Annotated in this window: 11 protein-coding genes; 4 read left to right on the top strand and 7 right to left on the bottom strand. The window is 29.3% G+C overall.

Annotation, left to right across the window (positions count from 1 at the left end; translation table 11 throughout):
• Positions 1 to 310 precede the first annotated feature (310 nt).
• The 3 genes from FAY47_RS14650 to FAY47_RS14640 all read left to right on the top strand — a co-directional run bounded on the left by FAY47_RS14650 (position 311) and on the right by FAY47_RS14640 (position 4,660).
• Positions 311 to 1,492, top strand: coding sequence for a MalY/PatB family protein (locus tag FAY47_RS14650; protein WP_143317653.1), 1,182 nt, complete (start codon positions 311 to 313; stop codon positions 1,490 to 1,492).
• A 293-nt stretch (positions 1,493 to 1,785) separates the two neighbouring features.
• Positions 1,786 to 3,378: an FMN-binding glutamate synthase family protein gene (locus tag FAY47_RS14645; protein ID WP_143317652.1), complete on the top strand. Its 1,593-nt coding sequence runs from the start codon at positions 1,786 to 1,788 to the stop codon at positions 3,376 to 3,378.
• A 262-nt stretch (positions 3,379 to 3,640) separates the two neighbouring features.
• On the top strand, positions 3,641 to 4,660 hold the full coding sequence (locus FAY47_RS14640; RefSeq protein ID WP_143317651.1) for a galactose ABC transporter substrate-binding protein: 1,020 nt from the start codon (positions 3,641 to 3,643) through the stop codon (positions 4,658 to 4,660).
• A gap of 119 nt (positions 4,661 to 4,779) precedes the next feature.
• Here the strand turns inward: FAY47_RS14640 and FAY47_RS14635 are convergent, their stop codons facing one another.
• The 6 genes from FAY47_RS14635 to FAY47_RS14610 all read right to left on the bottom strand — a co-directional run bounded on the left by FAY47_RS14635 (position 4,780) and on the right by FAY47_RS14610 (position 14,883).
• Positions 4,780 to 6,381 (bottom strand): glycoside hydrolase family 43 protein, encoded by a 1,602-nt coding sequence (locus FAY47_RS14635; RefSeq protein ID WP_143317650.1) that lies wholly within the window; start codon positions 6,379 to 6,381, stop codon positions 4,780 to 4,782.
• A gap of 2 nt (positions 6,382 to 6,383) precedes the next feature.
• Positions 6,384 to 7,754 (bottom strand): MFS transporter, encoded by a 1,371-nt coding sequence (locus tag FAY47_RS14630; protein ID WP_143317649.1) that lies wholly within the window; start codon positions 7,752 to 7,754, stop codon positions 6,384 to 6,386.
• Positions 7,755 to 8,089: 335 nt separating this feature from the next.
• Entirely contained in the window at positions 8,090 to 9,196 is a 1,107-nt protein-coding gene (locus FAY47_RS14625; protein ID WP_185966846.1) for a hypothetical protein, read from the bottom strand.
• A 299-nt stretch (positions 9,197 to 9,495) separates the two neighbouring features.
• Entirely contained in the window at positions 9,496 to 10,521 is a 1,026-nt protein-coding gene (locus FAY47_RS14620) for a pectinesterase family protein (RefSeq protein WP_143317647.1), read from the bottom strand.
• Between the two features lie 379 nt (positions 10,522 to 10,900).
• Positions 10,901 to 12,787, bottom strand: coding sequence for an endonuclease MutS2 (locus FAY47_RS14615; RefSeq protein ID WP_143317646.1), 1,887 nt, complete (start codon positions 12,785 to 12,787; stop codon positions 10,901 to 10,903).
• Between the two features lie 374 nt (positions 12,788 to 13,161).
• Positions 13,162 to 14,883 (bottom strand): ABC transporter ATP-binding protein, encoded by a 1,722-nt coding sequence (locus FAY47_RS14610; RefSeq protein ID WP_143317645.1) that lies wholly within the window; start codon positions 14,881 to 14,883, stop codon positions 13,162 to 13,164.
• Between the two features lie 235 nt (positions 14,884 to 15,118).
• On the opposite strand from FAY47_RS14610, the gene FAY47_RS21200 reads away from it, so the two are divergent.
• Positions 15,119 to 15,250, top strand: coding sequence for a hypothetical protein (locus FAY47_RS21200; RefSeq protein WP_279232070.1), 132 nt, complete (start codon positions 15,119 to 15,121; stop codon positions 15,248 to 15,250).
• Positions 15,251 to 15,361: 111 nt separating this feature from the next.
• Here the strand turns inward: FAY47_RS21200 and FAY47_RS20645 are convergent, their stop codons facing one another.
• Positions 15,362 to 15,562, bottom strand: coding sequence for a hypothetical protein (locus FAY47_RS20645; RefSeq protein WP_207706244.1), 201 nt, complete (start codon positions 15,560 to 15,562; stop codon positions 15,362 to 15,364).
• Positions 15,563 to 15,822: the final 260 nt, after the last annotated feature.

Genomic DNA, 15,822 nt, shown 5'->3' with positions numbered 1-15,822 from the left:
TATTTCTTAGGTCTAGCCTGCATTACCAGTAACAATCCTATTAAAATAATATTTTTTATTAAAATCTAAAATACAATACCACAAAGAGTATTAGCATTTTACCATATAACAATACTGTGTATTTCCTTGTATGACAAGGTTATCATAGGATTTTATTTTTGTCAATATTTCTATTTTTTATTCATTTTATACGGTTATACTTTCTCCCCTTCTATTTCCACATGAATTTTTCACTTTTTTTACTTTAATTGATAGCAAAAACTTATTGTGCTACACTGGAAAAAATAGCATTTATGAAAGGAGAAATACTATGTACGATTTTGAAACTATAGTTGATAGAAAAAATACAGGATCAGCAAAATGGGAACAAATGAAGGAATGGACTCCAAACGTTTCCGCTGAAATAATTCCATTTTCTGTTGCAGATATGGAACTTAAGAACCCACCTGAAATAATAGAAGGATTAAAAAAACATCTTGATTCTACTATTTTAGGTTATACAAAAACTACAGATAACTATTTAAATTCAGTATGTAATTGGATGAAAAAAAGACACGGATGGGAAATAAGTCCTGAATGGATAGTTGGCTCTCCAGGTGTTGTAGGAGCATTCTACTCAGCAGTTAAAGCTTTCTCTGCCCCAGGGGAAGGGGTTATAGTTTTAACCCCAGCTTACTATCCTTTTTATGGAGCAGTAAGAAAAAATAATAGAAAACTAGTTACTAGCGCACTAATTACAAAGGGATTAACTTATGAAATCGACTTTGATGACCTAGAGAAGAAGGCTCAAGAATCAAATAATAAGATACTACTATTCTGTAGCCCTCACAATCCAACCGGGAGAGTATGGAATAAAGCTGAATTAGAAAAGATAGGTGAAATTTGTTTAAAAAATGATATTTTTATTATTTCTGATGAAATACATTTTGATCTTATTATGCCAAGCTTTAAACATACTGTATTTGCTTCAATTTCTGAAGATTTGGCAAACAATATGATTGTATGCACTGCACCTAGCAAAACATTTAATTTGGCAGGGCTTCAAACATCCAATATTATAATTCCAAATAAAAAAATTAGAAATACGTATTTAAAAGAAGTAGAATCGAATGGATTCTTTGGCCTTAATATTTTAGGATATAAAGCTTGTGAAATTGCATATACGGAATGTGAAAATTGGTTAGATGAATTAATAAAATTAGTTTACAATAATCATGCAAAATTAAAGGAATACATCGAAGAAAATATTCCAATTATTAAAGTATTCGACCTTCAAGGAACTTACTTACAATGGATGGACTTTAATGGGCTTGGTTTAACCATAAATGAACTAGAAAAATTAATGCATAAATCTCAACTATTCTTTGATGAGGGATATTTATTTGGAAAAGAGGGAAATGGATATGAGCGTATGAATTTAGCATGTCCAACAAAACCTTTAATTGAAGCTCTGGAAAGATTAAAAAAAGTGATTGATAATATACACAAATGAAATTAACCATACAACATTTAGATATTATTGGATACCACTGCTCTCCATACTTTCCACATAAATATGATATTAAAATGTAATAATAGTGGTCACTTTACTAAAATTTCTCAAAGATTTACTAACTTTAAATCATTAATAACACAATCCTCAGAACTCCACTTTATCAAAACACTTAATTTTTTAAATTTTTAACCATATTTTGCTTAACTTTATTAAGTGATTCATATAATTTATTTATAAATCTATTTATTAAATAGATTTAAAATTAAATTGATTTTTATAGGAGGCTATTAATGAATTTAGATCAACCAAATTCAAATGACTGTACAAGAACTTTTAATCGTTCAAGAAATGTAGTTCCTTCAAGTGGATTATGCTCAAGATGTATTGATGGATGTCGTGGAAATTGTGAGGTATTTAAATCTACTTTTCGTGGCAGAGAACTTATCTATCCAGGTCCTTTTGGAGAAATAACTGCTGGAGGAGATAAAGATTATCCTGTAGATTATTCACATTTAAACATACATGGTTATGCACTAGGTGGAAAAGGTCTTACAAATGATGCTGTGGCAAATTCTGATAATGCTCTTTTCCCTACAGTTAATACTGAAACAGAATATGGCTGGGATAAAAAAGTAAAAATGAGTGTCCCTATTTTTACAGGAGCACTTGGATCAACTGAAATTGCTAGAAAGAACTGGGAACACTTTGCTATAGGGGCTGCAATCTCTGGAGTAACTATTGTATGTGGAGAAAATGTTTGTGGTATTGATCCCGGACTTGTACTAGATAGCAATAATAAAGTAAAATTTTCACCTGAAATGGATAGACGAATAGAAGTTTACAAGAGATATCATAAAGGATTTGGAGAACTTCTTATACAAATGAACGTTGAAGATACAAGACTTGGAGTTGCCGAATATATTATAGAAAAACATGGTATAGAAACAATCGAATTAAAATGGGGTCAGGGCGCAAAATGTATAGGGGGCGAAATTAAGGTTAATAGTCTTGAACGAGCTTTAGAATTGCAAAAAAGAGGATATATAGTAACCCCTGATCCTTCTGATCCAATTAATCAAGCAGCTTTTAAAGATGGTTCAATCAAAGAATTTGAAAGACATAGTCGTCTTGGATTTATTAGTGAAGATGAATTTATGGCAGAAATTCGAAGACTTAGAAAACTAGGTTTTAAAAGAATAACTCTAAAGACTGGTGCTTATGGACTTCCTGAACTTGCAATGGCAATAAAGTGGTCTTCTAAAGCTAATATTGATTTATTAACTATAGACGGTGCTTCTGGTGGAACTGGAATGAGTCCTTGGAGAATGATGGAAGAATGGGGTATGCCATCTATTTACCTACATTCAGCAGCCTATGAATTCTTAAAAATTTTGGAAGACAAAGGAGAAAAGGTTCCCGACGTTGCTTTTGCTGGAGGTTTTTCTTCTGAAGATGGAGTATTTAAAGCACTAGCTCTAGGCTCACCTTTTGTGAAAGCAGTTTGTATGGGAAGGGCTCTTATGATCCCTGGTATGGTAGGTAAAAATATAGATAAATGGCTAAAATCTAATGATCTTCCTAAAACAATTAGTGAATTTGGTAAAACTCCTGAAGAAATTTTTGTTTGCTATGAAAAAGTTAAGAATTTAGTAGGATCTAAAGAAATAGAAAACATTCCTCTTGGAGCTATTGGTATTTATAGTTATTCTGATAAAATAAAAGTCGGGCTACAACAACTTATGGCCGGAACAAGATGTTTCAATCTTCCTTCTTTATCTAGAAAAGACCTTATGAGTCTTACTGAAGAATGTACAAAAGTTACTAAGATCCCTTATATTATGGATTCTTATAGAGATGAAGCTATGGATATTTTGAATAAATAGGAATTATGGCTGCAGTTTATATAACTACAGCCATAACTTTTTATATCATCTGCATAGTTTTTTACAAGACGTCTTCTTTTTGCGAATTTATCAAAAATCCTGTCTTTCTAATACCAAGAGGTTCAAATAATTCTTCTTTCAAAAATTCTATAAATTATTGTTTAAAACTTTAGATAATAGTGTAACACTATACCAAATAAATGCATAATATTAAAAATAATTGTTAATTTAATCTATTAATTAAATTAGGAGATATGAGAATATGACATGGACAAGTAATTGGCTTACTCTGCAAAAAACTTGTGTCAAAATGAAACTTGGCAAATCTAAATTGAGGATAAATCCTTGCAAGGTAGCAGTAATAGTATATGACATTAATGGTCTATTTATATGTGAAGTCGTTAATAATTTAAAAAACATTCAAAAGGAAACTGAAGGAAAAGTTGAATTTCAATTTTTTTCTTCTAACGAAAAACAAGATACACAAAATAAAATTCTTGATAAAATATTACAAAATGAAAATTTCAAACTTTTATTAGTAGAACTAGTTGACCTAAATGCTTCACAAGAAGTAATTAATAAAGTGAAACAACATAATATTCCTATAGTTTTATTTAGTAGAGAACCACCTAATAGAAACCCTATTAAATCTTATTACAAGGCTATATTTGTAGGAACTGTTTTAGAGCAAGCAGGTATCCTAGAAGGAGAAATCCTTATTGATGAATGGAATAAAAAGAAATCAATTATTGACAAAAACAAAGACAATATAATGCAATATATCATGTTTAAAGGACAAAAAGATAATTTAGAAGCAATTGCCAGAGCTAAGTATTCAGTTCTTACAATAAAAAATTCAGGGATAAATATTATGGAACTTGATTCAGCTTATAGTGATTGGAACAATAAAGAGGAAGCTAAAAAATTAATGGAGTTACTCTTTTTACGATTTGGCAATAAAATTGAAGCCATAATTTCAACCAATGATACCATGGCAATAGGTGCCATTGAAATACTACAAAGGCTTGGCTATAACAATGGAAATAAAGAAAGAACAATACCAATTGTTGGTGTTGATGCTGTCCCTGAAGCTAGAGAACTTGTTAAAAAAGGATTTATGACAGGTACTATTATTCAAGATGCTCACGCTATGGCTGAAGCTATTTACATTACTGGAATGAATTTAGCTTTAAACAAAAATCCACTTGATGGAACAACATATAAATTTGATGATAGCGGAGTTACCATTCGTATTCCTTATAGTAATTATGTACCTAGTTAATATAACTTAAATGATTGGCATTTGTTACAGATAACTATATCATTTTTAGTTCCATTACATGAAAAAAATCACTAGCTTAGTATTACTATGCTAGTGATTTTCATTTTTAAGTCTAACTGTTATAATTCTTTATAGCAAAAATAATCAAAATCAGCTGCTTTATTACTTCCAGTGATATCAATACAATTCATTCCCACAAAGGCTCCTGTAAAAAATCCTCCCCCTCTTATATAATCATCAGACAATTTTCTAGATTCAAAAGTAACAGGTATCTTTACCCAATCAATTCCATCAAAGGAGTAAAAATATTCATAACCTTGAACACGCACTTCAACTTTAAAATGCACATACTCAACATAACTTGGAATTGGTATAACTTCATTTTTAAGAGGCATATCAAAATTAAAATTGTCACAAGAAACAATATCAATTACTTTTCCTTTATCCTCATTCCATGTAACATGTATAGTAGACCAATTTTCTGTATTATAATAACATGTTAACCCTGCAGCCTGTTGAAAGGTATCTGGATCAAAGGATACACTTGTAGATGCATCAAACTTAAATGACTGCCATCTTCTTGCTACAAATGCTTGTGTAAATGTAGAAGTTAAAGATTCTTTACCATATAATCTTAAATTCCCTTTTCTTGCCTTTAACGATGCTATATCTTCTGTAAGTGGAATACGTAGTGATTGAAAGTTAATATTTAAACTCTCACTATCAAAATCATCTTTTTCCTTATAAGTTTTTTCCCACTTTACCTCTGGAATCTTAGGTGCTTCAACATTAACTAACCCTTGTTTGCCTCCAACAACTTTTGGCCAGCCATTTACCCATTCTATTCTTTGTATAGAAGTTTCACGTCCAAGTGGGCAATATCCCCTTTGTTCAAGGACTGGTTGATTTCCTACGGGCAGTGGTCTGCCCACTAAATGAGCTAAATACCATTCATCAGTATGTGTATGAAGGAGGGATGCATGACCACATTTTTGCAATGGATTTCTAGGATCGTGCCAAGAAGTTAACAATGGATAATCAGGATCTACCTCATATGGTCCTTCTATATTTTTTGCACGAGCAACAGTTTCTGAATGTTCATAAGTTGTACCACCTTCTGCAGTAAAAAGATAATAATAATCCCCAATATGATATAGATGAGGTCCTTCTGTATACTTAATATCAGTTCCCTTATATATGATTTTAGGTTTACCAATTAATTTCTTTTCATCTTCAGAGTATTCCTGCAAAGCTATACCATAAAAATTATGATGATAAATTCTTTGATCCCAATACATATTTACAAGATACTTTTTTCCATCGTCATCATGAAATAAAGATGCATCAAATCCTGATCCATTTAGAGTAATGCGCTCACTCCACTCTCCATCAATGCTTTCACATGTAGTTAAATAATTATGACAATCTTTCCATATACCATCTGTTACTTTTACATCTGTATATATTAGCCAAAACTTTCCGTCATGGTAACTTAAATCTGGTGCCCATATCCCTCCAGAATTAGGATTTCCCTTCATATCAAGAAGTGATGTTGTCTTTAGCGGATGTGTAATAAGATGCCAATTAACAAGGTCTTTAGAATGATGTATCTGAACCCCTGGAAACCATTCAAATGTTGAAGTTGCAATATAATAATCTGTGTCAACACGGCAAATACTTGGATCAGGATTGAATCCCTTTAAAATTGGATTTTTAATCATACTTATAAATTCTTCCCTTCTATGTTTAATTCAGCTCTTTCTTTTAAATTAGCTGCAATTTCTTTATATTTTTTATCATCTAAATTATAGAAATTAATATCTATTAAAGCTAATACCATAAGTATTGCCGGAACGATTGTTGCAGTTATTAGTATGCCTGTTAATGCATGTGATGACTGGGCTTGATTTGCTACATATCCAAAGTTTCCTAATATAATTCCTGGTACTGCTCCCCCTAATGCCATTCCACATTTAAAGAAAAATCCAATAATAGCATAAATCAAACCACTTAAACGTTTTCCTGTAACGTATTCGCCATATTCAATAGTCTCAGGAATCAATGCCCACATAAATGCACCAGCAGTTAAAGAACCTATTGCTGTAATAACACGTGAAATTAATATTAATCCAACCATATCAGTTGGTATAATTAAAAGAGATAATGTGCCAATTACTGTTATGGCAAGTGAAATATTTAATAATGCTTTTTTTCCAATCTTTTTATTAATTTTAGGAATTAGTGGTATACATATAAATGCAGGAAGTGAACCTAATACTGTATACCATTGTACTAAATCAGGTCGTCCAACATTATAAGTAACATAATATATTCCTATTGAACTATTAATTGAATTAATACCAAATATCAATACAAAGAAGATACTTAACACTACAAGAGGTCTATTAGTTTTAAATTGTTCAAAAAGATCTGAAAACTTAATTTTATGATCCTGATTAACACTTTTCACTCTCTCTTTAGTGCTTGAAAAACAGAATAACAATAAAATTGCACCTGCTATCCCTAAAATACCCATTGTTATTTGCCAACCACCTGAAAGTCCAAAAGACTTTGAAAAATATCCTGAAAGTACTGGAACAAAATATGAAACAATTACCCCACCTAAATTAGCAAAAAACATTCTTACAGATGTCAAGCTAACAACTTCTTGATTATCATCTGTAATAGCTGATGTTAATGCCCCGTAAGGAACATTAATACAGGTATACGTAATTGAAAGTCCTACATAAGTGACATATGCATAAATTAGTTTACCTGTTTCTGAAAAATTAGGAGTAGTGAAACAAAGAAAAGCTAAAACAGCAAAAGGAGCTGCTCCATATAATAGATATGGTCTAAACCGTCCAAATCTAGTATTTGTTTTATCAACTAAAGTTCCTATGATTGGATCATTAATTGCATCTATAAACCTTACTACTAAAAACATCACCCCTGCTTGCGCTGCAGAAAGCCCAAAAACATTTGTATAGAAAAATAATAAGTAAATTGAAATAGTTTGATATATTAAATTACTTGCCAAATCCCCTGATGCATACCCTATTTTTTCTTTCATTTTAATTTTTAAATTATCCATTAAATTCTCCTCTCTTATTATAAAAATATTTTCCTCTTCTAGTCCATCATTGGAAGCTTATGCTATAGAGGATTGTATTAGCATATAGATAAAATAACTCCATAGCCAATTACAACAATTGTACAATACATATTATATTTTTATTTTTTTATTAAATTACAATGAGGTCACAGAAAAGTAAAAAAAAGTCTGACTCCAACTGAATATTGAAATCAGACATTAACTTCATAATTGGAACTTTCTACTTACCTTAGAGCAATTCAAATGCAACAGCTCATTATTTATATACTATAAACCTTTAGTTAGTAACTTAGCTTATAGAAAAAACTTAATATCTAATTTTTAAGTATTATACCTGTAGGTCCAAAATGATAAGAAATACCACCAATTGTTACCCATCCTGTCGCAGCAGAACCATCTGCCATAAAATAACACGTGTTTCTTCCTATAGTTTGCCAACCTGTTTGCATTATTCCATTATCATTAAAATAATAACGTTTTCCATTAATAACTTGTATTCCTTTTACTAATTGACCAAAGGAATTACTATAATAAGTATTATAGTCTAGTGTAAAGAAACCTATTTGTGCTGATCCATTTGCTGTGAAATAGTATGTACTACTTCCTACTACTTGCCAGCCTGTTTGCATAACTCCATTAGCATCAAAATAGTAACGCTTTCCATTAATAGTTTGTAAACCAACTGCTATTTGTCCAAGGTAATTACCATAGTAGGTATCCCCTCCCATTGTAAAAAAGCCTATTTGTGCTGATCCATCTGCTGTGAAATAATACTTTCTGTTGGCTACAACTTGCCAACCTGTTTGCTTAACTCCATTGGCATTAAAATAGTAACGCTTTCCATTAATAGTTTGTAAACCAACTGCTATTTGTCCAAAAGAATTACCATAGTAGGTATCCCCTCCTATTGTAAAAAAACCTAGTTGTGCCGATCCATCTGCTTTGAAGTAATATTTACTACTTCCTACTACCTGCCAGCCTGTTTGCATAACTCCATTAGCATCAAAATAGTAACGCTTTCCGTTAATAGTTTGTAAACCAACTGCTATTTGCCCAAGGTAATTACCATAATAAGTATCATATCCTATTGCAAAAAAACCAGTTTGTGCTGATCCATCTGCTGTAAAATAGTACTTTCTGTTGGATACAATTTGCCAACCCGTTTGCATAATTCCATTAGTATCAAAATAATACTGCTTTCCGCTAATCACCTTAAGACCTACTTGCATAACTCCATTACTGTTAAAATAGTAAGTATTTCCTCCAATAATCACCCATCCAGTATTAAATGATTTGGAAACTGAATATAAAGTTGAATCATCATTTTGTGTGCTCATCTTTTCACTTGCATACACAGGTTGTCCAACATAATTTAGTGCAAAAACAAGTAAAATAGTTGAAATTATTATTTTTTTACGCATATACATCATCCTTAATTATATTTTAATTATCTTGACTTTAATGTACATTAATCCCTAATTTTCTTCTAAAAATCCAATCAAAAACACTTGATATATTTTGGAATTAGTGTAAATACTAGTATTTTCACAATTTCATTATAATATTTTTTTACAATTTAATCAAGTTTTATCATATTATATACAAAAACCAATATTATGGAACCTGCTTGTGTAAAAAAGGAGTTGTAATTAGAATAATTGCAAAGTCATTCTTATACAACTCCTTATAACCATATACTATATACTATATACTATATCCTTCATTTCTCCGCAGATAAGATTACTTTCTCAGGATTCCACGAATCATTTTCCTTTAGTATATTTTTAATTTTATACTGCTTTGCCTCTAATTTCGTTAGTTGTGGTCTAAACGAATTAATTACAGCCCCTCGTCCAAAATTTTTATATTCACTAAGTCTTTCTGTACTTGGATCTACATTTTTCATTTTTGTCCAGCCATTAATATTAATATGTTCTCCTAAATCACAACGTATAAAAGTAGCACTTGAGCATACTGGATCCTTTACATAACTTGGATGCCATGGGCGTCCTAGGTATACAGAATTAGCTGGTTGATTAGGATCACTTGTTAATTTACAATCAAGAAATACAAGTCCAATCTTGCTCTCTGTTAATGTACTTGGTGCTGTTACACTTGCACCTTCTTTATATTTTGAATTTATTTCACAATTTTTAAATACAGCTGTTGAAGAACCAAATATAAAATCAGTATGTCCAGTTATATAACAATCTTGAAAATATTGTCTGCCTTTTCTTACATAGAGAGTATCTTGATAACCTGTAAATCGACAATTAACAAATACCTGCCTGTCTCCCATAGGCTCGCAAGCTACAGCTTGTTTGTTTTTTAGTTGTGAATTATTATAATCAAATGAATTTTCAAATGTGATATTTTTAGCAAAAAAATCATCACCTTCTAAAAATGTACTGGTACAATCCTCTGTTGTCCCTGAAACACTATTGCAGTTATCATATGTCAATACAGTTTTTTCTGCATTTTCTCCAATTAAACTAATAAACTTTTTATTCTCAGGCACTCTGATTACTTCTTTATAAACACCATTTCTAATATTTATTATATACCAAGAAGTATTATTATCAGGAACCGCATTAATAGCTTCTTGAACTGTAGTATAATCACCGCCTCCATCTTTTGAAACAACTATCTTTTTAATATCTGACGTTTTAGCACTCACAACACTACCAAATACTGACATCATCATAGAACAAACTACAATAAAACTCAAACTTTTTCTTAACTTCATATTTATTTCCTCACAATTTCATTAGTTCTTCAGCAATCGTTTTCATATCACTTGAATTAAATATCTGAAGTCTATATATCTATTGATACAATAATTATCTCATTTGTTTATTTAATTGTTCCTCCCATCAATATATTTTGACAATTTGATATTCAATAGATATTTACCAGTTGTTAATTGTACATTGTTGACTAAATATAACACAAACTTCCATAAGAATTTTATTTCACTTTCTAATTTTTGTCCATAATTATTACGTAAAATACCTTAATAGCATCGTAAACAACATCTTTGTATCTAAAATAAAAAAGCTGTAGCAAATGCTTCAGCTTTTTCTAATACATATAATTTAAATTTTTATAACTAAAATCAATACTTATTATAATTTACTATTCTTTTTTATTTTTTTTAATGCTTTTTTAGACCCTCTAGCAATGTCATTTGCCAGTTTTCTTTCTTTAAAATCTATAAAGAGCTGATTCATATCATAACCTTCTGGATAAAGTTCACTTGCCTTTATTTCTAATTTTATTCTTTTACAATTAACCTGAATAAATTCCTTATTGTATAATACAATAATATTGTTTAACTTATCTCTTTCTTTATATACAATTGCTGATTCATTATTTTCTAAAAGAATAATTCTATCACCTATAGAATATTCTAAAAACTCTTCTTCTATTTCTTCATCCTTGTCTTTTATAACCTTACTCTCTTCTAATAAACTGTAATTGTAATTTTTAGTATCCATATATATTCTTGCTCTTTCTATAATTGAATTATATAATCCCATCTTCTTAGAAATATACAATGCATTACTATCTCCAACTTTTCCTAAACTAAGTTTATATAATGGCTCTAAAGTTTCTATTTCAAATTCCATAGCTGCATTTTCAAAATCTGGATGTTCATTGGAGAAATTTTTTATTTCTCCATAATGAGTAGTTGCTACAGTAATACAGCCCTTATGATATAACTCTTCCAATATTGCTATAGCCAAAGCTGATCCTTCATTTGGTTCTGTTCCACTGCCAATTTCATCAAATAATAGCAATGTTGACTTTGTACTTTTCCTAATTATTTCAGCTAGATTTTTTATATGGGACGAAAATGTACTTAAGGCATTTTCAACACTTTGATTATCACCAATATCAACAAATATCTTTTGAAATACTGAAAACTCGGTTCCTTCTACAGCTCCTATATGGAATCCCGACTGTACTGCTAAAGTAAATAGTCCAACTGTCTTTAATACTATAGTTTTTCCCCCAGCATTTGGTCCAGTTATTATTAAACCTCTATAATTTTCACCAATCTCAAAATCTAATGGAACACTATTATTTATAAGAGGATATTTTCCTTTAATAATCTTTATATATCCACGATTATTTATTTTAGGTTTTATCCCATTTATTGCTTTACTATATTTAGCTTTAGCACAAATCATGTCATATTCAGATATAACCTCAAGATTCATCTTTAAATCCTTTATTCTTTCAAAAAGCATATCTGTTAGAGTAGATAATATTCTATATTCTTCAACATCCTCTTCTGCTTTTAATATAGACAACTCACTTGTATATCTCCCAATAACTTCTGGCTCTATAAACACAGTTGTTCCCTTTGATGATGTTTCAATAACAGTCCCTTGAATTTTATTTTTATAAGCTGATTTTATAGGAATTGTATATTTTCCATTTCTCTGACTAATAAAAAACTCTTGAATACACTCTTTGTTTTCGCCATTTTTAAGGAATCTATCTAATTTTTCCTTTATTTTATTTTCGCATATATCAATTTGCCTTCTTATTTTTTTAAGTTCTTTGCTAGCATTAGAGTCTACCATACTGCCTGTGATAGATTGATTTATTTCATCTTCTAAATAACTTAAATCAGAAATATTTTCTCCATAAAAACTTAATGTAGGTGCATATCCATCTTTATCCTTCATAAATTGCTTAACCTTTCTACATCCTCTTAAAAAATCAGATATAGTAATTAATTCATTGGGATCCAAGGAAGCTCCCTTCTCCATACTTTCTATAAGAAGTAAAATATTAGAAATGCCTTCTAGTGGTATAATATAAGATGCATCTAGTAATCTTCTTCCCTCTGATGTTTCATTTAATCTTTTATTTATAATCTTTATATTAGTACTAGGCTCTAGCTTATCGATTAATCTTTTTCCCAGTCCGCTAACACAATATCCTTTTATTATTTCTTTTAATTCGTAGTAATGTAATTTTTCTAATGTTTCTTTATTCATTCTATTAAACCATCCTTATATCTTTATTACACTACAAGCCTACGAAATCTTGATAGATTTCTTTTTTGTATAATAAAAAAGCTATGGATACTTCCACAGCTTAAAATTCAACAATTAATAGAGATAATTGTATTATCCTTATAAAGTAAATTCGTGGACTTGTATCTTTAATAGTAATAATTAATTCCACAACAAATAAATGGTATACTCCACCATTTTTAGAATTAATATTTAATTAACTATTTTAGATACTAAACACTCACAAAAATACCTCTCTTTTTTTGAAACCTATCTACTAAATAGTATATATTAAAATCACAAATTTGCCAATTGTATTTAAATATAATTTTCTTTCCTATAGTAACTTTGTAAATTTATCTATTATTTAATATATCATTATAAACCTTACTTTCTTTCAAAAGTTCATCATGATCTCCAATAGCATTAATTTCTCCATCCTTTAGAACTATTATTTTATCCATATATTTTAACACATTTGGTTTATGACTAATTATTATTATAGTTTTATCTGCAAGTTTTGTCATAATCAATTCATTAATCTGCCTTTCTGTATCTATATCAATATTGGAGGTTGCTTCGTCTAATATTATTATATTATTCTCAGTAGCCAAAGCTCTAGCTATAAGTATTTTCTGCCTTTGTCCCCCTGATAGTAAACGTCCGTTTTCTCCTATTTTATAATCTTCATCAAGTTTTTCATAAAACTCATATAAATTACAATCTTTTAAAATTTGTTGAAACTTTTCGTCTTTAATGTTTTTATAAAGGCAAACATTATTTTTAATAGTATCATTAAATAAATAACTATCCTGAGAAACTATAGATACATTTTTTCTATAATCATCAATATTTATTTTATTAATATCCATTCCATTGAGAAGAACCTTTCCACTATATGCTCTATAAAATCTCATAAACAAGGTAATTATAGTAGACTTTCCTGATCCATTTAACCCTATTAATGCTACTTTTTCTCCTGGATTTATCTGAAAACTTATATCCTTTAAAATATCTCTTTCACCATCATATGAAAAGAATATATTTTGAAAATTAATTTGTGGATTATTCATCATCTCTTCTGTTAAAGAAACCGTACTTTTATTTTCTTCCTCTTCTGAATCCATTTGTAGAAACTCATAATATCTTCTTGTTGAAGGAAGTATATTTGATAGAACTAGTCCTAAATTAAGCACTGCTGATATAGGACTTATACAATAAATAGAATAAGAAATAAAAGAAACTATACTTCCAACAGTTAAGTTCAAGTCAAATACCATATTAGCACCAATAATATATAATATAGTTGTAATAAAAGATTGTAATGTACGATCAAATACAAGGTTAAAAGAATTTTGCATAGTCATTTTCTTTTCTAGCTTAATGACATTGCCTTGCATATCATTAAATTCTCCTATTTTTTTATTAAATAATCCAAATATCCTTACTTCTTTTATCCCACCTAAAGTATCTCCAAACCACCTTGCAAATTTAGAATATCCTGTCATATAGTGATTTGCCATTTGATTTCTTTCTTTTGTTAATTTCCTTGCAACAAAAAACTTTATAGGAATAAAGCATATAACTAATATGGTTAATTTCCAGCTAATTATACATAACCCTATAATTCCTCCTATTATATTAAATATTTGTGTTATGGTAATAAAAAAAACTCCATCAGCCACCATTGATATATTAGAAATATCATTATGTATATTGTTTAAAAGTTCAGTATTATTTGTTTTATTAAGTTCTGAAAGATTTATCCTTCTTAATTTATGAAATGACTTATTAAAAAGATTATATGTAATTTCTGCCTTTAAAGTTGCTCTCACATTTTCTTTCCACAACTCTATCGAATTATCTATAATTACTAATACTAATGCAAGAATAGAATAAAAAATCACAACATTTTTGTTATTGCTTAAAAAACCATCGTCCATAATGCCCCTATTAATTAATGGAGAAATTATAGCTATTAGTGAAGAAATAAGCAAAAAAATAATAATTGCAAAAATCTTTCTCCCATTTCCCTTTAATAAATTAATCAACTTAAGCATTGTCTCTTTATTGTTCATATTATCATTCTCCTCTCTATATGAATATCGTCTATATTTTTTTACACTTTATATTTTTATTACTTTTTTTCTATTTATTGGATTAAAATCTACAAAATATCAACAAACTCAATTTGCAATTTTAGCAACTATGATAAATAAACAGAAATAAAAACATTATCGAAGAAGAAATAATAATACATGAGGTTAGAAGTAATAAAAAATAATGCAAATATTCAAAAGAGGAGTCAAAAGAATGAATTCGAAGTATAATAATTTATTTGAAACTTTTAAATTCCCATGTAGAATTACTACTAGAAACAGATTAGTAATGGCATCTATGACAACTTGGTCAAGTAACGAATATAGAACTATTTCTGATGATTAATTAAACTACTACAATGAAAGAGTTTATGATGTAGGTAATAAAGCGGTTTCAAAACTGCTTCTCTCCATACTATAATAAAAGATGAATTCGGTTAATTAAACTTGACTTAGATTATATACATGCTTCATTAGAAAATATTCTTTCCGCAAAACCTGTAGACAGTAAAGATGAAAAAATAACACTTGAATCCATTCTTAAAATTGTAAAAGATACTATTCCTTTAATCGCATTAGGTAAAACATTAATTATAAATCCTAACTGGACTGAGCTAGTAGCAAATGATAAAGAAAATGAAATTGCAACAAAACTCAAAATTTCAAAACTAAAATAGCTTCATATACCTAAAAACCTTTGGAATTCAATTGAAAAAACACCTGATTGGTTTGAAATAAAAGAATAAAATAAGAATAAGATTGACTGCATAATCAAATATAACACGCTTAATCGAGTAGGAGGTAGATAATTATTTTATCTACCGACCTCTCATACCACCGTACGTACCGTTCGGTATACGGCGGTTCATTAGAATTTAATGCATCATTTGATATGTTTGTGTTAGACTAACAAATCCT

Source organism: Clostridium sp. HBUAS56017, assembly GCF_007115085.1.
Lineage (GTDB): Bacteria > Bacillota > Clostridia > Clostridiales > Clostridiaceae > Clostridium > Clostridium cibarium.
The sequence above is the reverse complement of the archived record's forward strand: the minus strand, read 5'-3'. Positions and strand labels throughout refer to the sequence as shown.